Consider the following 20,680-nt stretch of genomic DNA (forward strand, 5'->3'; position numbering starts at 1 on the left):
CATCTACTTTTTGTCCTCTCTCTGAAAAATACATTAAAACAAAATAAATATTAAAAAGTTGTAAAAATACCTACTTTTTTAGAACAGGTATTTTTACTCTGTTCTCCCATAACAAAAGTTTGCATCTTTGGATTGTTCATTTATCCCAGTTAAATAACCATCCATTATGAAGAGCGATTCCACCTCGACTTCGAGTATTCCCAACTCAGGTCTAGCGACACCCAAAACTAGTTCCCTTAATGACTTACTCCCTGATCTTGATCGTTTGTGGAACCAAACCAAGGGAGATCCTTCCATTTGTATTGCAGTCTTAGACAGTGCAATAGATCAACAACATGCTTGTTTTGCCAGTTCTAATCTATCCATAATCAATACAGCTGATTCTAGCGATCAGTTGCTCTCAGAACATGGCACAAGTGTTGCCAGTATTATTTTTAGCCAAGATGTGGAATTACAAGGTATTGCTCCTCTATGCCGAGGAATTGGCATTAGCATATATGCCGAAAAAGACCAACAGTTGCAGCCTACCTCCCAGATGAAGCTAGCGCAATGTATAGAGCTTGCCATAGCAGAAGGAGCAGAAATTATCAATATCAGTGGAGGGCAGTTCTCTAATTCCAGCGTAGCGGATTTATTGCTATCCAAAGTCCTAAAAAAATGCCAAGACAAAGGCATATTAGTTGTTGCAGCAGCAGGCAATGATGGTTGTGAGTGTTTGCATCTGCCAGCGGCAGAACCTTCTGTCTTAGCAGTAGGCGCAATGGATCACAACCAACAGCCCTCTGATTTTAGCAATTGGGGCAAAGCCTATCAAAGAAATGGATTGCTTTTTCCAGGTAACAATATCCCTGTTGCGATTTTTGAGAATAAATTTAGTCACAAATCAGGTACCAGTTATGCCACTCCTATTGCATCGGGTATCGTTGCGCTGCTTCTCAGTCTTTCACGACAACAAAATCTATCTCACACAGCACAAGACATTTTTCATCTACTACTACAATCGGCTACTAAATGCGATGCTAACCAACAAGACAACTGCGAAAAAACGCTTGTTGGTACCATCAATATTGCAGCAGCCCTCCAAGTAATTCTAGGAGATCAACTATCGCCTAGTCAGATTAATAATCTAAAATCATCAACTTCCAACCATTTTATTAATTCAAATCAAACAAAAGAAATCATGTTAGAAAACAATCAAGGCATCGAAGTAGCAGAAGTCAATTTATCTGCTAATATCCCAACTTCTCTAGACCAACAACCAACAGCTCCAGAAACAGTTTCTACCAATCAAGGTATCACACCATCTTGTGGCGAAAACAAATCGTGTGGATGTAACAGTGGAAAAAGCAAAGCCATTGAAAATGTTTATACCATAGGAACCTTGAGTTACACCTTCCAGAGCACCTCTAGACAAAATGCATTTGACCAAGCAATGGGAGACAGAAAAAGCATCAACAACGCCAAAGATGTTATTTCTTTTTTGAAAAAAAATCCAGAAAAATCAGAAGATCTGCTTTGGATTGTCAAATTGGACGAAACACCAATCTATGCGGTTCATCCTGTTGGAGGATATGTTCGAGAAACGTACGAACAGCTTCGTGAAGCACTAGACGATTTACACGATGGCAAAATCCACCGCATATCTATTCCTGGAATCATAGCGGGGTCAGTTACCTTGATGAATGGATTATCAGTTCCTGTTTTAGTTCCTGTAGGTCATCAAATGTATGGTTGGAAAACTACAGACATTGCATCCGAAGAACTAAGTGCTGGAGCTTTAGGAAACTTCCTAGATCGTATCTATTATGAATTGAGAAACACAGGCAGAACCCCAGAAGAACGTGCCATCAACTTCGCAGCAACCAATGCTTGGCAAGCAGAACAAGTCTTTTCGTCTACAGCCAAAGAAGGGATGGAATTGCTTTCTATTGATGTAGCTCGTAGTCCTATTTGCGAGCCAAACTCAGATTGTTGGGATGTCAAATTAACCTTCTTTACGCCTTCTGATACAGATAAAGCAAAATTGGTCTTCCGATTTACAATTGATGTCAGTTATGCGATCCCTGTATCTATTGGTGAAGTTCGCTCTTGGTCTACCTACTAAGCCTCCAATCAATAGAGCTATCAATAAATATTAAAACTTTATTAATTTATTATTCACTTTTAAATTCTTTTAATCATGAGAATTCCAATGCAATCCATGCCTATTGGCAATCAGCTTAATTACAATGCTAAAGCAACTGGTGTTAACGAATCTGGTCTTCCTTGCACACTTTGTAAGTTAGCTTGTAACCAGTTATCTGGTGTCGCAAAAACACTTTGTCTACTAGCCTGTGATAAAACTGTCTGCTAGAATTATTTTCTGAGCACAAAAGCTTTCAATCTAGTTTTTGTGCTTTTATTCTAATTAATAGTCCACTAAAAATCCTTCATAGACTGCTAACGCTATAACAATACAGGTCTAATGACAAAAAATAGTGGTCTACAAAAACCAACGTATTATGAAAACTCCAATGCAATCTATGCCTATTGGCATTAAAACCAATTACAACACTTCTTCAAAAGGAATCACTACTTCAGGAATTGCCTGTACTCTTTGCAAAACAGCTTGTCAAGTTTTACCTATTGGTGCCAGACAACTTTGTGAATTAGCTTGTGACAAAACTGTCTGCTAGTCTAACATGCCCTTAGAGCACAAAAACAACTAGTTGTTTTTGTGCTTATTTTCAATGAACCTCTAATAAAGCTTCTATTATGACTCCTACTTATTCTAGAGAACAACAAATTTATAGCCTTTCTTTTTCGACCAATTCTGCCTTTGGGCTATCTTGGCCGCAAAGTGATTGTAAAAGTGGTATGGCTGCTATGCAGTCCTATGTAACCAAAGTATCCAAAGATGTTCTTGCCCAAACAACGACACTCATTGGAACATGGAATTCCGTTTGGGGACCTGTTGTTTATGCTCAAAATCCTACCTCCAACTCTGTTCATGCAGACAATACAATGGGTGCCTACTACAATCCATCAGAGCAACTGTTGGTAATTTCTATTGCTGGTACCAATTCTATCTCGACCTATGGTTGGTTGGTTCAAGACTTCTCAGTCAATAGTTTGGTAGAATGGGAATCCATCACTGGTGTTTCCTACTCTGGGCACATTGCCAAAGGCACCAGTATTGGTTTACAAATTTTATTGAGTATGAAAGATGATACGGGCAATACGCTCCTAGAAAGTTTGCGCTCGTATATTGCAAGTAATACGATTCCAACGGGTATAGAAATAGCTGTTACGGGGCATAGCCTAGGAGGTGCCCTAGCCCCAACATTAGCTCTTTACCTATCAGACAAAAAAGCAACTTGGGACCCTTCCAATAAGGCACAGCTCTCCACTTATCCAACTGCTGGTCCGACTCCTGGCGACAAGGACTTTGCCACCTATTATCAAAAACAAATCAAAGCCAATAAAATCGCTTATCATAGCAAATACAACACGATTGATGTTGTTCCACACGCATGGCAAAGAAGTGACCTAGCTCAAATTCCAACTTTTTATGAGCAACATATAAAACCTTCTAGTGCGGATACACCCAATCAATCTATTTTAGGCAGCCTTGTGACACTTGCTTCTTTTATCGCTATGGCAGACAAAATTGTGGTTGTTCCCCACAAAAATCCCTATCAGCAAATTCAACCTTCGACTCCTTTGCAAGGAACATTTGACAATTCAGTCGATTTAAAAGCTATTGCAGCCATTGCCTTTGTCAGTGCTTTGAACTTACCAAAAAATCTAAAAGATGCCTACTTACCAGTGATTAGTCAATTCACTCGTTTTGTAGCTCAGGCTGCCACACAACACACAACAGCCTATTACCCCTTATTAGACATTGTCAATTTTATGACAGCTTATAAAAATATTATTAATAACAACAAACCAAAAGACAGTACAGTTTTAACTCCTGACGAACTTGCCATCAAAGATACCCTCAAAGTAGATCTGAATGAGATAGAAGTAGCTGACTTAGTGCTCGCTTATCAGCAAAACAAAGCTCCAAACGATTCTGAATAATTTTGGGCTGGCTTATTTTCCCCTTAGGTAACAACAAGTAAATAGACGGTTGTTACCTTTTTTTATATCCTAGCTCTAAATTATTCTGATTGTATGCATAAAAAACTCCTCTCATAGACATATCTTTGTGATTATTTTCGTTATTGATAATAATTCAGAGACAGATTCTCTTCAATCAATAAACCTTGATAACGAATGAATTTAAATAACATACTATGGCAAAATTTGACGGTATAGATATTATCGAAGACGAACTTTATGATGACAGTCAAGAAGGAGATGCAATATGGCTCAACACAAGATTTGAGATCAAAACTATGTTAGGATTAAACAAACTACCTGACTTACAAGGCATTTTATTTGCAATTGGTTTGCAAGAGCTTGGGCAAATTCGAGACGAATTCACTAAAGAAGAGAGACAGGACTTGATGCATATTGCTGTCTGCCGATTGTTGAGTTATGATGGTTATTACGAACTAGAAGGCTATGACGAAGATGGTTGGCCTCATTGGAAACAAATGGCGATTCCACCTGCTGGACGTGCTCAACAAGAAGTTTTGTTAAGAAGAAAAATTGCCGAATATATCGAACACGTAAAGAACAGTTAATCCATGCACAAACAAGTTTATTTATTGCTATTAATCGGTCTTTTGATAAGTGCCTGTGGTTCTCCTACTGCTGACTCCACAGAAGAAGAAGATACTATTGCCACACTTCCTAGACCCAAAGTCTCCATTACAACACAATATGGGGAGATGATTATTGAATTATTTAATGAAACCCCCAAGCACCGAGATAATTTCTTAAAACTAGCTCGAGAAGGTTTTTACGATGGGCTACTGTTTCATCGAGTACAACCCAATTTTATGATTCAAGGAGGGGACCCCGACTCTAGAGATTCTGTCCCACCAGAACAGTATCTTGGCATGGGGAACGCTGAGCATCGTATCCCTGCTGAAATATCGACCAAATTTATCATGCGCCAAGGTGCTTTGTGTGGTTTTCATAAAGGCATTGGGCACCACCCCGATAAGTCTTCTAATGGCTCCCAGTTTATGATTATTCATGGGCAACCTCTTAAACAATATCAAGTAAAGGAGTTATCATTAAAAACAAAAGTCGATTACACGCCCGAACAAATCGAGCTTTACGAAATGTATGGTGGTACACCGCAATACGATAATATGTATACGATATTTGGGCAAGTGATAAAAGGTATGCCTGTCTTAGAAAAAATCGTATCTGCCAAAACCTATCGCTCTATTGAACCAACTTGGCCTGATCGTCCAGTAGAAGATATTCGCATGGTTGTAAAAGTCATTGATGCTCCTTCAACAGCATCGTAAAGAACTTTCATTTTACCATTTATTTAAGAACTCAAAAGAAATAAAGCTCTTCTAGCTGTACTTATTTCTTTTGAATTCTTAATTTTAGTACTTCGTGCCACTTTACCAAAAGCAAGTTATGAGTAAGAAAAAAAAATCACCATCTAAAAAAGCTACGCCCTCTACTTCTAAAGCTAGCACTCAAAAAGACAAAAATTCTAACCCCTCCCAAGAATTACAAGTAAAAAATTCTTTTTGGGTCAATCATAAAATGCATTTGATTCTTGTCTTCTTTCTAAGTGCAGCTTTGTATGCCAACACGCTAGGGCATCAGTATGCTGTTGATGATAGCATTGTTATTCTCCGCAACGAATTTACCAAAAAGGGATTTAAGGGAATGCATGGTATTTGGACTGAAGATACATTTACAGGTTTTTTTGGGAGCAAGCGAAACTTAGTTGCAGGTGGTCGTTATCGTCCTCTTTCTCTAGCAACGTTTGCTATTGAATTGCAACTGTTCGGTGAGGTGGTAACAAGCTCAGACGGGCAACCTGCTTTGGACAAAGATGGAGATAAAAACTATCGGGGCAAACCGTGGATTAGTCATTTTGTCAATATGCTGTTGTATGCTTGGCTTTGTGTAGTTATTTACTTGATGTTGTTGCAAATGTTTAATCCTAAAAGGACTCAAAATAATTTAAAAGGTTATTTTATAGCCTTAGCAGGTGCCTTACTTTATGCAACACACCCAATTCATACTGAAGCAGTTGCCAACATCAAAGGTCGAGATGAAATTATGGTTTTGTTAGGCTCTGTATTGGCTGTCTATTGGGTCTTAAAAGCTGCTGTAGTAGAACAAAACAAAGCACTTTTCTATGAAGTTGGTGCTATTTTGGCTTTCATTTTTGCGATTTTTTCAAAAGAAAATGCGGTTACCTTCCTAGCTATTATTCCTGCTGCGCTTTACTTCTTTACCAAGAAAGAACTTCCAGAAATCCTAATAAAAACAGTTCCTTATATTGTTATTGTTGGTATTTTTTGGTTTGGAATCCGAGGTCCAATTTTAGGAGATGCCGCCTCTGTTGTGAGTACGAACAACGCCCCTGCAACCGAATTAATGAATGATCCGTTCCTAAAAATTGAAAACAACCGCTACGTTTCTTATACTAACGAAGAGCGTTTGGCAACAGTATTGTACACTTGGGGCAAGTACATCAAACTACTCATTTATCCAGATCCACTGACAAATGATTATTACCCAAAGCATATTCGTACCAATATGGATGTTATTCCGACCTTTTCAATGCCTGAGGTCTTACTTTCTGTATTGCTGCATTTTATTTTAGGTATTTTATTAATCTTGGGTACCCTCAAACGAAAAGCATATGCGTTCTTTATTCTATTTTATTTGGCAACTTTCTCAGTTGTTTCAAATTTAATTTTTCCGATTGGAACCAATATGGCCGAACGCTTCATGTTCCTACCTTCAGTTGGCTTTAGTACGCTCTGTGCCATGGGATTATACGAACTAGTTCAACGAGCTTCAAACCGAGGTAAAAGTTGGGTGGATGCCTTGAGAATTCCAACAGCTGTATTAGGAGTTCTAGTCGTTCTATATTCTATCAAAACATGTACTCGAAACCTTGCTTGGTATGATGACTATACATTATTTACCACAGATATTGTACACTCTCCTCATAGTGCAAAATTAAACAATGCCGTTTCGGGTGTGCTACAAGATAAAGCCAATCGCTCCAATAACTCTATAGAGCGTAAAATGCTGATTGAAAAAGCATTGGGACATTCAATTACAGCGACACAACTGCACCCTACCTATAACAATGCTTGGTTGTTGCGTGGTAATGCTAATGTGATGTTAGGTGGCGTAAAAAAACAAGAAGGTGCCAATAATACCAATCCTCAAACCAAACGAAGTCTTTTCGAAGAAGCATTGAAGTACTATGATGCGGGTATACAGGCTTATAACGAAGTACTTCGCTTGCGCCCAGACCACCCAGATGTTCACCGCAACTTAGGCGTTGTTTATAGAGATCGTGGTAATTTATTGGGGCAACATTTAGGGCAAATAGATGCTTCGATTGCTTCGATTGAAAAGTCTTTGACTTATTCAAATAAAGACTTTGAAAGCTTCCGTTTGTTGGGGATTGCTTATGGTATAAAGGGCATGCAATTGCAACAAGCAGGTCGCCTCCAAGAAGCAACCAATTCTCACTATACAGCTATCAAAAACCTAGAGAAAGCGTTAGAGATAACACCCAATGCAGTTCCTATTCTTTACAATTTAGAAATTGCTTATCGCCAATTAAATCAACCAGAGAAAGTAGAGGAATATCACCAACGATGGAAGAAAATTGACCCAGAATACGATCCAACTAAGCAGCAATAAAGTAAATTTTTTTCCTTTGAATTAAACCTTTGATAAGTACTGAAGTCTTAATGTTATCAACAAAATTCTCCAAACATTAAAAATTGTAACGATCATGAAGATTCAAAATTTGTTATTTGTACTGATTGCTTTATTCGGATTAGGCTTCAACGCTAATGCTCAAACAACCCAAAAGGAAGTTGTTACCAAACAGGTAAAACAAAATGCCAGAATTAATGACGGTGTTCGCTCTGGAGAATTAACTCCTGCCGAAGCAAAAAAATTAAAACAGCAACAGCGTGATATTAATCGAACTAAAAGAGCAGCTAAAGCAGATGGTGTTGTGACTAGAAAAGAAAAAGCGGTTATTAAACACAAACAAAATCGTGCTAGTGCTAATATTGCTCGCAAAAAAAATAATGAACAAACTAGGTAAACTTATCTTAAGTTCTAATCATAAAAGGTCAACTTCTAACATGAGGTTGACCTTTTTTTTATAAAAATTTCTATATTTTGTATCTTATTCCTTCTTTTCTTAATTGATTCAAAATGAAAACTTTTGCTCCCATTAAAACAGTCCTTTATTGTTTTTTTTTAACAACATTGTTTTTCTCCACAACTGCTGCACAAAACAATTCAACGTTTAAGATTCCTCAATATATATTAGACACGCCAAGTGATTCTTTAAAAATAGAGTTATTGGACGCTATCTGTGCCGAATTGGGACGTTTTCATCCAGAAGAAGTTTTATTTTATAGAAAATTTATTTGCAAACTAGCTAAAAAAAATAATTTCGACCACACGCTTTTTGTTTTTTCAACTAAAGTCGTTGATGCTTTCATTTACCTTCGACAACCTGATAGTGCTGTTGTCTATGGCTTGAAAACTCTAGAATGGGCTAAAACAAAACAAGAAGAACTAAAAGAAGAAATATTTGCTTGGCTTTATAATGATATGGGGTTTGCTTATAATCAGTTAAAAGACTACCCCACTGCTCTGACATATTATTTTAAAGCTCTAAAAATTAAAGAACAACTCAACTCGCCTTCTATTCATTCTACTTATAATAACATAGGAATTGTTTATATGAAGTTTGAGAAGCACGATAAAGCACTAGAGTATTACAAAAAATCTTTAGCCTTAAAACGAAAAATTAATAATCAATCAGGAATTAGTAAGAGTTTATCTAATATAGGACTCGTTTATAGGCAAATAAAGAACTACCAACAAGCAAGGCAGTATTATCAACAAGCCTTGGAGCTTAATTTAAAACTAAAAGATTCTGTGGGCATTATCAATAACTATGTTTCTATCGGGCAACTAGCGTATTGGCAGGATGACTATGAGCGTTCTATAGCGTATTATAACAAAGCACTTGAATTGAGGATGATACAAGGTAACCCTCAATTAATTGGCGAAATTTTACTTGACATTGCAGAAATGCACTTAAAAGCTCATCAATTTCCTGAAGCACTACAACACATTCAACGAGCGGAGCGAATCATTCGAGAACATCAACTTGATATCAACACCTTTCGAGTTTATCAGATTTATGCTGACTATTACAACCTAATGAATAACAGCGAAAAGGCCTCTTTTTATTACCTACAATACAAAGCCATCGCCGATAGTATCGAACAAGAGAAAAATGCTAATTTCATTGCTGAGCTGGAAACAAAGTACGAATCAGAGAAAAAAGAGCAAGAAATCAAATTGCTCAAGCAACAAAATATTATTTCTAGCTTAGAATTAGAGCGCATCCAAACTCAACGAAAGTGGATTTTTAGTGTCCTTTTTTTACTGGTCATAATTATTAGTGTTCTTATTTCATTGTATCGGTATCGTTCTAAAACCAATAAAGAACTAGAAATACTCAATTCTACTAAAGATAAATTATTTACCATTATTGGACACGATCTCAAAAATCCTTTAATCGGTTTTCGCTCTATCACTCAATCTCTATCGAGCAACTTAGAGTCTATGGATAAAAGCTCTATTTTATATTTTATTCAAAAATTAGAAAAATCATCCAATGAGTTGTATTTGCTCATCCAAAACTTATTGCAATGGGCTATTAATCAAAGCGGGAAATTAAGTAATACCCCACAGCATTTTGCTTTAGAGCAGCTGGTTGCAGATGTCTTTAATTTATTTAAGATCAATGCAGATCGAGAACAAATTGCGTTAATTAACGCAGTCCCTCCCAATAGTATCGTGTATGCCGATTTAAAAATAACCCAAACTATTCTTAGAAATTTAATTGATAACGCGATTAAATTTACTTCCAAAGGTGGCAAAGTATATGTACAAGCCAAAACCATTGGTAACACAATTGAAGTTTTGGTCAAAGACACTGGCAAAGGTATGTCTGAAATAGAGCAAAGTAATTTATTCCAACAGACTGTACCAACAGTTGAGCATCATATCCCTCAAAAAGGAACAGGAATTGGGCTGCTTCTTTGCAAAGAATTAGCCGAACGTCTTAGTAGCACTATCAAAGTGAATAGCACTCTAGGCAAAGGCACCATTTTTAGTTTTTCATTACAACAATCACCTCAAAATGCGTAAAATATCTATTTTCATTGTTGACGATCACGAGATTTTAAGAGATGGAATTCGTGCATTATTATTAGGAACAAATATTCAGGTTCTAGCAGACTTTTCAGGATCTTTGGAACTTTTTGAACGCCTCAAAACACAACAACCCGACTTAATTTTGTTAGATATTATCATGCCTAACAGGAACGGTCTTGAAGTCTTAGAACAACTAAGAAAAGAATATGCTGATATTCCTGTTTTAATGTTTTCTGCCGAAACAGAAGAACAACGCATTCAACAAGCAGTACAGAAAGGGGCTATGGGCTTTTTACCTAAGGATTGTACCAAAGAAGAATTGGTAGAAGCAATTGAAACCGTTGTCAAAAATCAAAATTACTTTGGTTCTTCCATTTTATCAACCATTTTTAAGGGTTATGTCGCCAATACTCAACAAAATCAACACTCAAAACTATCCGAACGAGAGGTTTCTATCATTCAGTTGCTTTGTGAAGGACTCGGATACAAACAAATTGGAGAACAATTATTTATTTCTCCTAGAACAGTAGAAAGTCACAAACAAACCATTTTTAAAAAATTGGATATTAGCAACAATGCTCAACTGGTCAAGTATGCCATTAAACATGGTATGACTAGTTTAGATTAAGTGTTGCTATTTTTGTTGCTGTTGTAATAATTTATATATTGGCTGCAATATATCATTCACTAAATAAACGAATATAATGAATGCAATTATAACAGGAGCTACTAAAGGAATTGGTCGTGCTGTAGCCGAATTATTTGCTCAAAATGGCTTTAATGTTGCTATTTGTTCTCGCACACAAACCGACGTTGATGCGTTAAAAAAACACTTAGAAGACACCTACTCTATTGAGGTTATTGGTCAAGTTGTTGATATGTCTAAAAAAGATGCTGTCAAAAACTTTGCTGCTGCTATTGTTAAACAATGGGCTAGCATTGATATTTTGGTGAACAATGCAGGCGTATTTATTCCTTGTGAGTTAGCGCAATCTGAAAATGAATCTGCGTTCGAAATGATGATGGATTTAAACCTATATAGCACTTATTACATGACTCAAAGCATACTTCCTAGTATGATTACGCAAAAAAAAGGGCATATTTTTAACATGTGTTCTATTGCTAGTATCATGCCTTATGGTGCCTATGCTGTTTCTAAACATGCTATGTTGGGTTTTTCTAAAGTTTTGAGAGAAGAAGTAAAAGATAAAGGCATTCGAGTTACGGCTGTCATGCCAGGAGCTACCTATACAGCATCTTGGGAAGGAACAGATTTACCTGAGGAACGTTTTATGAAAGCAGAAGACATTGCACAAACACTACTCGACATTTATAATCTGAGTGATCGAACAGTTGTAGAAGAAATTTTATTGCGTCCTCAATTGGGGGATATTTAGGGATAGTTACTAAAAAAAGAAACCTAACTCGGTGGGAGCCAAGTTAGGTTTAAAACATACTATCTAATCTATAAAAACACACATCTTAATTCAAGGTTGAAACTTCATGGTTATTGAAGTTGAATATAGTTTGGAAAAACATCGTTGTTATTCTTAACTACACTTCTTAATGCAGCCCTAATTAAAAGTGTGAACATTATGTGATTTTTTTTTTATTTTTTTTTATAAAAAATCTTCAAAACGCCTCTTTTTCAAAAAAAAGCCCCCTAGAGGACTCTACTTATTGCCCTCAAAAACAATTCTATTTTAGCAGATAGACTATATTTTTAACAGGGTATGGCGAACAGGTTGATTTTATATTTTCAAAAATAAAAATATCTCCTTGTTGAGCATTTGAAATCATTGCTTGCGTTGTTTCATCAAACATTCCTCGTTTATTTTGATTGGCATGGACAGCCCTCTTACCCTCTTTATTGATGTGAATCAATGTATAACTTTCCGCATCGCAACGAGCAGGTACCCTCTCATCGTGTTTTAACATGAGTACGTCTTGTTGCTTAAACTCCTCTACCGTAAATTCTACTCGTTTGGTATCTACTGGCTTTCGATATTTACCGACATAAGCATCGGGAGCAGGTATCTCTACAACATCAAAAATTTCAGAAACAACAATTCCCTTAGAAGTATCTTTGGCAACGACCTCTACAGCGATTCCTGGTATTTTTTCGGTATAACTGTACAAACCTTTGGTCAAATCAGCAGGTATTAACTCTCCTCCACTTACAGATACATCTAAATGAGCAGTATTCCCTCCTTCAGCATAAACCTTGACGGTACTCGGCATCCCTACATAAAAGATCTTTTTTCTAGTTCCACCTTCAATATATACAGGAGGGTGAGAAATTACTTGAGGAGGGATAGTGTCCGTAGTTGTTACTGTTGTTATTTCTTTGTCGTCGTTCTTTTGTACTTTTTTTGTTGTTCCACAACTTGTACCGAGAAAAAGCCCGCCACAGACAAGTAATAAAATTTCTATTTTCATTTGCACTACCTTATTTTATTTTGTTTTTAATACTTAACGCCTTATTAACCTTTCCTTAAGAAGAATAACGCCATTCGTTCCTTAAATTTACAAGAGATTGACAAACCACCACTTATAACTCCATTCCTTCTGTACTTGGATGGTTTAAACCTTTTATCATTTTAACAAAAGTGGTCAAACCAATTACCGCTAATAATTCTGTTCAACCACTTGTAAAAATTATACTAATATGAAAACTTTTTTTAATCGAAAAGCTTGGATTTATGGATTGAGTTTAACTATGATCACCTCTAGCTCTTCCAACTCTATTTTTGCACAAGATAGCAATACTAGTACAGACCACAAAGTTACAACCATTGAGAAAAATTTGAATAAAAATGTTCGAGTTTTTGTAAATAATGCTCCTTCTGAAAGTTATGAAGGGCAGATTGCTTACCACTGGGAACCTTCCCAAGAAGAAGAAATAGAAGTAATAGATAACAAGCCGAAGTTAGGTGTTTTGCTAAAAGGAAACGAATCGGGAGTTGTGGTATTAAAAACATTCCCCAATACTACTGCCGCAGAAATTGGGCTACAAGAAAATGATAAAATTATAAGTATTGATGGAAAAAAGACCGCTAACATTGCGAATCTACATGAGATAATTCAAGGTCATCAAGTTGGGGATGCTATTGTAGTCCAATACGAACGAGATGGAGCAACGCATACAGCTGCTTCTATTCTTCGCTCTACTTCCCAAAATCATTATCTAAATCACCGTCAAAATTACAATTACACCTACTCTTGGAGTTCTAATTCTGATGGGTACTTAAAAGAAAATGCTTGCGAAAAGTTAGAAAAACTATACGGCAAACCGTTCTTGGGAGTTTACCTTAGTAGCCCTCATACAGATGGAGGCGATGGTGCTAGATTGTCTTCTATTATCAAAGGAACGGGTGCTGAAGCTGCGGTATTAAAAGCAGAAGATAAAATTACTAAAATGGATCAAACTCCTATTCAGAGCAGCAAAGAAGCCATTCAGTTTATTCAAAGTAAAAAACCTGGTGACCAAATTCAAATTCAAGTTGTCAGAGACAACAAAACCATGCTAATTGAAGCAACACTCGGCTCTTGGGCAAATAACCCTAGAACTGCTGCTAAAATCACTAAATTAGAAGAATATTGCGCAGAAAATCAACAAGAAGAACAAGAAATGCAAGAAAGTGCTTGCGAAAGATTAGCTGAAATGTATAGCAAGCCTTTTTTGGGAGTCTATCTTAATCATGCTTCCAATGAAGACGGTAGTGGTGCTCGGCTGTCTTCTATCATCAAAGGAACAGGTGCCGCTGCTGCGGTATTAAAAGCAGAGGATAAAATTACTAAAATGGATCAAACTCCTATTAGCAGTACTAAAGAAGCTATTCAATTTATTCAAAGTAAAAAACCTGGTGACCAAATTCAAATTCAAGTTGTCAGAAACAACAAAACCATGCTGATTGAGGCAACACTCGGCTCTTGGGCGAATAACCCTAGAACTGCTGCTAAAATTACGAAACTAGAAGAATACTGCGAAACCAATACTTTTATTCAAGAAGAAACACCAATAGAAGCACCCAAAGAAGATTTGCCTCAAAATATGAAAGACTTGGTTCTTCCAACTTTTGAAACCAAAGCTGTTATGGAGGTATTCCCTAACCCAACTGCCGATATTGTTAACATTCGATTTGAAGGAGAAAAAGCCCCATTAACAATTCAGGTGCTTGGCTTAGACGGTCGAACCATGTTTAGTAAAAACATTCAAAATTTTGAAGGAAATTACAATGATCAAATTGACTTATCTAAATATCCTTCTGGTACTTATCTCATCAACTTGATGCATGGAGAACAACAAATTACCAAACAAGTTATTGTAGAATAAGTAGTTGTATTGGGATTCTCTTGGCAACAAGTTCTCCTTAAATCATAGATGCCGAAAAAGCTTCGTTTTTTCGGCATTTTTATTGATGCCTTTTCTAGCAATTTCCGTTCTACTAAAGAGAACAAAAAGAAAGATAAAACGTTGAGGTAATTACTTTGTTTCAGCCCTTTCTTGTTAATCTACCATTCATGCTACGTAATTTTAGTACGTATTAAGTTTGGTAAAAAAAATTGAGTACCTTAGATTTTAATATTTAGCTGCACTACTACTATGTGGTGATGGATTAGTTCGCTAGGCTCATGACCTTGGGCTTTTGTGCTACTAGCACAAGCCTACTCGGCAAGCTTCGTTTTTTTCTTTTATCAACAACCAATTGTCCGCTAAAAATAGGATAAAACTTATTATGTTGAACAAACGTCTCCAATCTTTAAGCATTATGAAATTGTCTAACTTAGTGATGATTTTTGCTTGGTGGGTAGTTCCTTTATGGATGTATGGCGTATTTGACGATGGGATGTTTTATTCTGCTATTTCCCGCAACCTTGTATTTGATGCTCAAGCAACAATTTGGGATTTAAAAGTTTCCAATACATTAGATAATAGTTTTAATGGCCACCCTCCTATGGCTTTCTGGATTCAAAGCTTGTTCTTTTGGGTACTCGGAGACGTCTATTGGCTAGAGCGTACGTTTTCTCTGCTCATGGCTTGTTTGACCATTTTTCTGATACACCAATGTTGGCAATTATTTTACAAATCGGGCAGTAGTTTAGCTATTTTTTTTTGGACGTGTATTCCTATCATTGGATGGAGTTACGGTAACAATATGCTTGAAAATACTTTAACTTTATTCACGACTACAGCCATTTGGATTCATCTGAAAAATATATCGACTGATAAACATTGGATTGGTTCTGTTTTCCTTTCCAGTTTATTGATATTTGGAGGCACTTTAGTCAAAGGTCCTGTTGCCTTGTATCCCTTGGCTACCTATATTATTTATGCCTTGCTGTATCAACGAAATTTACTAGGCAAAGCAATCTTAGCTACTACTGCTACAGGGATTTTTATGGCTCTTTATTATTGGTTGCTTTTTATAACCAGCCCTAGAGCGCTAACGTTCTTCGAAGTCTATTTAGAACTTCAGTTAAAAGGGTCTTTATCGGGCATGGATAGCTTAGCAGAACACCGTTTTTTTCTCCTTCAAGCAATTATAGAAGAATCCCTTATTGTTGTTAGTTTATTAGTTGGTATGCACCTACTCACTAAGATTTTCGCCATTCCTGTTCAAGAAAAAATCAATTGGCGGTTGTTTTTTTTATGGTTTCTTATTGCTTGTTCGGCTTCTTTGCCTATGCTCATTAGCCCTAAACAACTACGTTTTTATATTGTGCCTTCTATGCTTTTTTACTGTCTGAGTATGGCAACTTTTATTTTTCCTACCTTTAAAGCTTTGATGCACTATTTTTTGAAATTTGAATCCCTCAATAAGTTGTTAAAAATAGGCCTTATGCTAGGGTTAGTACTGTGTGTTGGTCTAAGTATCAGAAATATGGGAAAATATGCTCGAAGTTATGATGTCTTGCCCGATAGTATGGCAATTGGTCAGATAATCCCACCTAATACAATTGTACATATTCCTCCTTCTTTATACAAAATTTGGAATTTGCATGCTTATATGTATCGCTATTTTTATATTGATTTATCCACTGTATTTACCCATCAAGATTACCTAATTCTTCCCAAAAGAAAAATATTAAATACAACAGAATACGAAGAAATTGATTTAAATCTAACGTCATTTAGACTATACAAACGAGTGGTTCAATAAGCTCATTTCAGCCCTACACCACACTAGGCACGAATAGAAGATATGTGCACAATTTTTTTACTAACCCGATTGGTTCCATTGGTAACGGTCACATAATAGACCCCTGAAGGTAAACCAGGCATATTAAAATAATACTTTTTAGATTGAGTAGCATGGGTTGGTATTTCATAAATCAATTTACCCGTGCTATCGTACAACTGCATTTGTACATCTTGCTCCTCTGATAAATCAACATCAATTGTTATTTTCTCTTTTAAAGGATTTGGATAAATACCTATTGCATCTTCAAAATTCCGTTTTCGCTCAAAATCTCCATCAACTTCAATGACCAGAGATTGGACACAAACCATCTGCATATTCGCTCGGCTACTAGTACTTCCTGTAAAACCAAAATAGACACTTTGAGTACCACCAAAAATCTCATTGATCAAGTCTTTTTTGTACGTGATTCGAACTTCTCCGTCAAAATAAATACAAAGTTCCTGTTTGGATGGAAACCACGTAATCTGAACATCATGGTATTCACAATCTCGCACATCTTTGCCATATTCTTTTGCTCGAATAGGTGCAGTCAATGGTTTTCCTAAATTACCATCTTTTACCAACGCTAAGTGAGGTTGGTACAAATCTTTGTGGTTTCTATTAAAGCGGGTATCAATTTCCAAAGCCAAAGAAGGAGCGATCCCTTCACAGTTGCTTGATTTTCCGAACCCCATTACCGAACCATTGCATCCTAGCGCATCATAGCTGTTAGAATCCGTATGCATAACAAAAGCGATCCCTTCTCCAGCATATTTCGAACAGCCCAAATTAATGGCAAAACGCAAATTAATGGCATTCGTTAAATCAATAGGAAATTCGCACCAAAGGCTACCAACGTCATTAGATGATTCGTGAGATGTTAAACGATAACAATTCTCCGACATGACTATGGTAGATCCATTTAGTGTAAACGAAGGTTGTGCTATAAGTATCGTAATCTGACTGGACAAAATAAGACATATTGTTATCAGATACTTGGACTTAGTTTTCATTTACAGAAAAGTATACTAATTATTTTTGCAAGATGTATTTTCTTCATTAATACTTCGTAGATCTTTTAGCTTTCACAAGACACCTTACCCAAAAGATGATTATCAAAACTTTAAAAATCAAAATAATAAAACCAAATTTTATTAATAATCAACTGCGCAGCACACACCTAGTCAACTAACGCGCTTTGCTTAGTTTGCTACGCTGCTACTGCGTGTTTTCTACGAAGCGATATCTTCATTAGATCGCTAAATATTGCTTATGGCACCACAGGAACGCTCTATTTTTTGTTCGTGAATGCACATTGTATAAGCATTGAGTGAGTTTTGTTTGTTTTGTTGACAGCAAAACAACCCTAAACTCAATTCTATTGCGCTTTGTTTGGCATTGATTTGTGTAAAATCTTGCTATCGAGTTTGTATGGATTGATTACATTAATTATTTTCCATTTAACAACAAATGATAACAAATCATAGTTTTTGCACAAAACAAGTTTTGGTCCATAGTCCTTTGACTACAGGATAGAGGGGCACATTTAACAAATATAATCTTTTTTCAACAGTTTCAATACCTATTTACCTTCATACTCCACATAATTCCGTGGCGTTTCGTACAAACGAACCATCAAATCGTATTTTTCATCCAGTTCGTTTCTTAAAATTTGCCAAATTACAAACGCAATATTTTCTGCAGTAGGGTTTAAATTTTTGAATTCTTCTACTTGTAAATTTAGGTTTTTATGATCCAGTTTGTCCTCTACATGCTCCTTAATTATATCCGACAACAGCTTCAAGTCGATCAAATAACCCGTTTCAGGATCTACTTCTCCACTTACTTTGACCTCTAATTCATAATTATGCCCATGGTAATAACTATTATTACACAATCCAAAAATAGCTTCATTCTTTTCTTCTGACCAATTAGGATTGTGCAACCGATGAGCGGCATTAAAATGTGCTTTTCGAAATACTGAAATATACATATCTTTTCAAAAAAAATTTATTTTGGTTCTTTATTAATTCGTAAACTATTCGTTTTTAGCCACTTCCTATTCTAAAATCTTAAACATTACCAAAACGAGTAGCATCCTAACCATCAATCAAAACCATATTTAACTAATAATCCATACAAAACAAGATTGTTTTTCATTTCCTTTGACAAAAAAAACAAAAAATTCATGAACTATTAATAACTAAAACGCTAGAAATATGTTGTTAAATAAGTAAATATATTATCAACAAGAACGCAAGTAATATCCAAATTAACTAATAATTGACGGACTATTAAACTTACAAACTACCGAGTAGTCGTGTCGCTAACTATTACTTAATAATATCTAAATAAAATTATGAACACACCTCAAAGCATCCATAAATTGACCCTTAAAGGTTTAAAAGGCAATGAAATTAACTTTTCTGACTATGCTGGAAAAAAAATCTTGCTCGTAAATGTAGCTTCAGAATGTGGTTTGACACCACAATATGCACAATTAGAAGAAATGTATCGAGAGTTTTCTGATAAATTTGTCATTGTTGGTTGTCCTGCCAACAACTTTGGTGGACAAGAACCAGGCTCTAATGAAGACATTGAAAAATTTTGTAGATTTACTTATCATATTAGTTTTCCAATGACAACAAAAATTTCTGTAAAGGGAGACGATAAGCATTATTTGTACTCCTTTGTAACAGAAAAAGCACAAAACGGTGTTCAAGATTCTGAAGTAAGCTGGAATTTTCAAAAATATGTTTTTGATGAACAAGGTTTTTTGACCCATGTTTTCGATCCTCAAACAGAACCTGCTTCTGATGAGGTACTATCGGCTTTAGGTGTTTCGGCATAAGCTAGTTTGAATGTCTCCTCAAAATTTATTTCTTTTCAATCCAAATAAATTTGGTACTTTGATAAATTGTGTGGAAGTTTAAAGTACCAAAACATAATTTATCAAAGTTGACCAATCAATTAGTATGCTATTTAAGGAAGTATTTGGGCATGAAAAAATAAAGCAGCACCTTGTCGAGAGTTATCGTGCAGAACGAACAGCACACGCTCAAATTTTCTTAGGTAAAGAAGGAAATGGAGCACTGGCATTAGCTTTAGCTTATGCTCAGTTTTTGCTGTGTGAACAACCCGCCGACCAAGATGCATGTGGCACTTGTGGTGCTTGCCGCAAAACCAATAAATACGTCCACCCTGATTTACACTTTTCTTATCCAACCGTTGGTTCAAAGGCAATTAGTACCAATTTTATAAAAGAATGGCGTGCTGCTATCACCGAAAATCCTTATCTCAATGCCAATCAATGGCTTGAATACTTAGGAGCAGAAAATAAACAAGGAAACATTACCAAAGATGAATGTGTTTCTATCGTCCAACGCCTAAGTTACAAAGCACTAGAAGGGCGCTTCAAAATTATGATTTTATGGCTTCCTGAATACTTAGGTAAAGAAGGAAATCGCTTGCTAAAACTCATCGAAGAGCCTCGTCCCAATACTGTATTTTTATTGATTTCTGAAGAAGAAGGTAAAATATTGAATACCATTTTATCTCGTTGTCAACTAGTGAATATTCCTCGATTAGAAGACGAGCAAATTGCCAAAGCGCTGGAACAAAACAAAAATTTAAGTGCTCAAAAAGCACAGACAATCGCATATTTGGTTGAAGGCAACTACAACAAAGCTTGCGCTTTGGTAGAAGATATGGATGATAACAATGCAACCCTATTTGTCGATTGGCTACGGGTTTGTTACCAAGGCAAACCACAAGAGATGGTACAATGGGTGGAAGGTATTGTGAGTGGCAAACATCCTCAAAAAGACTTTTTCACTAAAATGGGGCGCAAGGATCAGGTCGTTTTTTTGCAATATGCACTTTACTTTCTAAAAGAATTCTTGAGCTTACAACTAGGAGGTGGTCAATTAAAAGTACGCCTTCAAAAGGCAGAACTGACAACAGCTCAAAATATGCTAAAAGTAATTGGAGTGGATCAACTTCAAGAACTGATTACGCTTTTTGATGAAACAGCGTTCCATGTAGAACGCAATGGCAATCCTAGAATTTTATTCCTAGATGTTTCTATCAAAATTCATCATATATTGAGACGTCCTAAGTTGGTTGTGCAGTAATCTGATGATAAA

At 36.1% G+C, this 20,680-nt stretch carries 18 protein-coding genes and 1 pseudogene; 16 read left to right on the plus strand and 3 right to left on the minus strand.

Translation table 11 applies throughout. From position 1 onward, the window contains the following. Nucleotides 1–166: 166 nt before the first annotated feature. The 11 genes from QP953_RS27965 to QP953_RS28015 all read left to right on the plus strand — a co-directional run bounded on the left by QP953_RS27965 (nt 167) and on the right by QP953_RS28015 (nt 11,747). Nucleotides 167–2,104, plus strand: coding sequence for a PatA/PatG family cyanobactin maturation protease (locus tag QP953_RS27965; protein ID WP_309553586.1), 1,938 nt, complete (start codon nt 167–169; stop codon nt 2,102–2,104). Between the two features lie 75 nt (nt 2,105–2,179). Beyond that, entirely contained in the window at nt 2,180–2,353 is a 174-nt protein-coding gene (locus QP953_RS27970) for a hypothetical protein (protein ID WP_156039763.1), read from the plus strand. 148 nt (nt 2,354–2,501) lie between these two features. Then, nucleotides 2,502–2,675, plus strand: coding sequence for a hypothetical protein (locus QP953_RS27975; protein ID WP_309553587.1), 174 nt, complete (start codon nt 2,502–2,504; stop codon nt 2,673–2,675). Between the two features lie 79 nt (nt 2,676–2,754). Continuing rightward, nucleotides 2,755–4,065: a lipase family protein gene (locus QP953_RS27980; RefSeq protein ID WP_309553588.1), complete on the plus strand. Its 1,311-nt coding sequence runs from the start codon at nt 2,755–2,757 to the stop codon at nt 4,063–4,065. 215 nt (nt 4,066–4,280) lie between these two features. Continuing rightward, complete coding sequence (locus QP953_RS27985; RefSeq protein ID WP_197043845.1) at nt 4,281–4,673, plus strand: hypothetical protein; 393 nt, start codon at nt 4,281–4,283, stop codon at nt 4,671–4,673. A gap of 3 nt (nt 4,674–4,676) precedes the next feature. Continuing rightward, the gene (locus QP953_RS27990; protein WP_052596934.1) at nt 4,677–5,411 is read left to right on the plus strand and encodes a peptidylprolyl isomerase; all 735 of its coding nucleotides are present in this window, start codon (nt 4,677–4,679) and stop codon (nt 5,409–5,411) included. Nucleotides 5,412–5,529: 118 nt separating this feature from the next. Next, complete coding sequence (locus tag QP953_RS27995; RefSeq protein WP_309553589.1) at nt 5,530–7,797, plus strand: tetratricopeptide repeat protein; 2,268 nt, start codon at nt 5,530–5,532, stop codon at nt 7,795–7,797. Nucleotides 7,798–7,891: 94 nt separating this feature from the next. After that, nucleotides 7,892–8,212 (plus strand): hypothetical protein, encoded by a 321-nt coding sequence (locus QP953_RS28000; RefSeq protein WP_197043844.1) that lies wholly within the window; start codon nt 7,892–7,894, stop codon nt 8,210–8,212. Nucleotides 8,213–8,325: 113 nt separating this feature from the next. Further along, a complete protein-coding gene (locus QP953_RS28005) occupies nt 8,326–10,344 on the plus strand; it encodes a tetratricopeptide repeat-containing sensor histidine kinase (protein ID WP_052596930.1) in 2,019 nt (672 codons plus the stop codon). Continuing rightward, complete coding sequence (locus QP953_RS28010; RefSeq protein ID WP_052596928.1) at nt 10,337–10,978, plus strand: response regulator transcription factor; 642 nt, start codon at nt 10,337–10,339, stop codon at nt 10,976–10,978. Before QP953_RS28005 ends, QP953_RS28010 begins: the two co-directional genes overlap by 8 nt. A gap of 76 nt (nt 10,979–11,054) precedes the next feature. Then, nucleotides 11,055–11,747 carry an SDR family oxidoreductase gene (locus QP953_RS28015; RefSeq protein WP_309553590.1) on the plus strand — a complete coding sequence of 231 codons (693 nt, stop codon included), beginning with the start codon at nt 11,055–11,057 and terminating at the stop codon, nt 11,745–11,747. 301 nt (nt 11,748–12,048) lie between these two features. Here QP953_RS28015 and QP953_RS28020 read toward each other — a convergent pair whose 3' ends face one another. Further along, nucleotides 12,049–12,789, minus strand: a complete 741-nt coding sequence (locus tag QP953_RS28020; RefSeq protein WP_052596924.1) for a GldM family protein — start codon at nt 12,787–12,789, stop codon at nt 12,049–12,051. A gap of 229 nt (nt 12,790–13,018) precedes the next feature. On the opposite strand from QP953_RS28020, the gene QP953_RS28025 reads away from it, so the two are divergent. From QP953_RS28025 to QP953_RS28665, 3 genes and pseudogenes are all read left to right on the plus strand, one after another. Beyond that, nucleotides 13,019–14,686: a PDZ domain-containing protein gene (locus tag QP953_RS28025; protein WP_309553591.1), complete on the plus strand. Its 1,668-nt coding sequence runs from the start codon at nt 13,019–13,021 to the stop codon at nt 14,684–14,686. A 622-nt stretch (nt 14,687–15,308) separates the two neighbouring features. Continuing rightward, nucleotides 15,309–15,749, plus strand: a pseudogene (locus QP953_RS28660) (glycosyltransferase family 39 protein); the annotation flags it as partial. A 236-nt stretch (nt 15,750–15,985) separates the two neighbouring features. Further along, nucleotides 15,986–16,048 (plus strand): hypothetical protein, encoded by a 63-nt coding sequence (locus tag QP953_RS28665; RefSeq protein WP_368667160.1) that lies wholly within the window; start codon nt 15,986–15,988, stop codon nt 16,046–16,048. Between the two features lie 489 nt (nt 16,049–16,537). Here QP953_RS28665 and QP953_RS28035 read toward each other — a convergent pair whose 3' ends face one another. After that, nucleotides 16,538–17,548 carry a lectin-like domain-containing protein gene (locus QP953_RS28035; RefSeq protein ID WP_052596918.1) on the minus strand — a complete coding sequence of 337 codons (1,011 nt, stop codon included), beginning with the start codon at nt 17,546–17,548 and terminating at the stop codon, nt 16,538–16,540. Between the two features lie 569 nt (nt 17,549–18,117). Next, nucleotides 18,118–18,528, minus strand: a complete 411-nt coding sequence (locus tag QP953_RS28040) for a 6-carboxytetrahydropterin synthase (RefSeq protein WP_052596917.1) — start codon at nt 18,526–18,528, stop codon at nt 18,118–18,120. Nucleotides 18,529–18,894: 366 nt separating this feature from the next. On the opposite strand from QP953_RS28040, the gene QP953_RS28045 reads away from it, so the two are divergent. Further along, nucleotides 18,895–19,386: a glutathione peroxidase gene (locus tag QP953_RS28045; RefSeq protein WP_052596916.1), complete on the plus strand. Its 492-nt coding sequence runs from the start codon at nt 18,895–18,897 to the stop codon at nt 19,384–19,386. 124 nt (nt 19,387–19,510) lie between these two features. Then, on the plus strand, nt 19,511–20,668 hold the full coding sequence (locus QP953_RS28050; protein ID WP_309553593.1) for a hypothetical protein: 1,158 nt from the start codon (nt 19,511–19,513) through the stop codon (nt 20,666–20,668). The last annotated feature ends 12 nt before the right edge of the window (nt 20,669–20,680 follow it).

Source organism: Aureispira sp. CCB-E (assembly GCF_031326345.1).
Classification (GTDB): domain Bacteria; phylum Bacteroidota; class Bacteroidia; order Chitinophagales; family Saprospiraceae; genus Aureispira.

Coding starts and splice junctions, on each gene's coding strand:
- QP953_RS28035 (WP_052596918.1), bottom strand. CDS start 17,548: ATGAAAACTAAGTCCAAGTATCTGATAACAATATGTCTTATTTTGTCC.
- QP953_RS28015 (WP_309553590.1), top strand. CDS start 11,055: ATGAATGCAATTATAACAGGAGCTACTAAAGGAATTGGTCGTGCTGTA.
- QP953_RS28025 (WP_309553591.1), top strand. CDS start 13,019: ATGAAAACTTTTTTTAATCGAAAAGCTTGGATTTATGGATTGAGTTTA.
- QP953_RS27980 (WP_309553588.1), top strand. CDS start 2,755: ATGACTCCTACTTATTCTAGAGAACAACAAATTTATAGCCTTTCTTTT.
- QP953_RS27985 (WP_197043845.1), top strand. CDS start 4,281: ATGGCAAAATTTGACGGTATAGATATTATCGAAGACGAACTTTATGAT.
- QP953_RS28020 (WP_052596924.1), bottom strand. CDS start 12,789: ATGAAAATAGAAATTTTATTACTTGTCTGTGGCGGGCTTTTTCTCGGT.
- QP953_RS27975 (WP_309553587.1), top strand. CDS start 2,502: ATGAAAACTCCAATGCAATCTATGCCTATTGGCATTAAAACCAATTAC.
- QP953_RS27965 (WP_309553586.1), top strand. CDS start 167: ATGAAGAGCGATTCCACCTCGACTTCGAGTATTCCCAACTCAGGTCTA.
- QP953_RS28000 (WP_197043844.1), top strand. CDS start 7,892: ATGAAGATTCAAAATTTGTTATTTGTACTGATTGCTTTATTCGGATTA.
- QP953_RS28045 (WP_052596916.1), top strand. CDS start 18,895: ATGAACACACCTCAAAGCATCCATAAATTGACCCTTAAAGGTTTAAAA.
- QP953_RS28005 (WP_052596930.1), top strand. CDS start 8,326: ATGAAAACTTTTGCTCCCATTAAAACAGTCCTTTATTGTTTTTTTTTA.
- QP953_RS28050 (WP_309553593.1), top strand. CDS start 19,511: ATGCTATTTAAGGAAGTATTTGGGCATGAAAAAATAAAGCAGCACCTT.
- QP953_RS27995 (WP_309553589.1), top strand. CDS start 5,530: ATGAGTAAGAAAAAAAAATCACCATCTAAAAAAGCTACGCCCTCTACT.
- QP953_RS28010 (WP_052596928.1), top strand. CDS start 10,337: ATGCGTAAAATATCTATTTTCATTGTTGACGATCACGAGATTTTAAGA.
- QP953_RS28040 (WP_052596917.1), bottom strand. CDS start 18,528: ATGTATATTTCAGTATTTCGAAAAGCACATTTTAATGCCGCTCATCGG.
- QP953_RS27970 (WP_156039763.1), top strand. CDS start 2,180: ATGAGAATTCCAATGCAATCCATGCCTATTGGCAATCAGCTTAATTAC.
- QP953_RS27990 (WP_052596934.1), top strand. CDS start 4,677: ATGCACAAACAAGTTTATTTATTGCTATTAATCGGTCTTTTGATAAGT.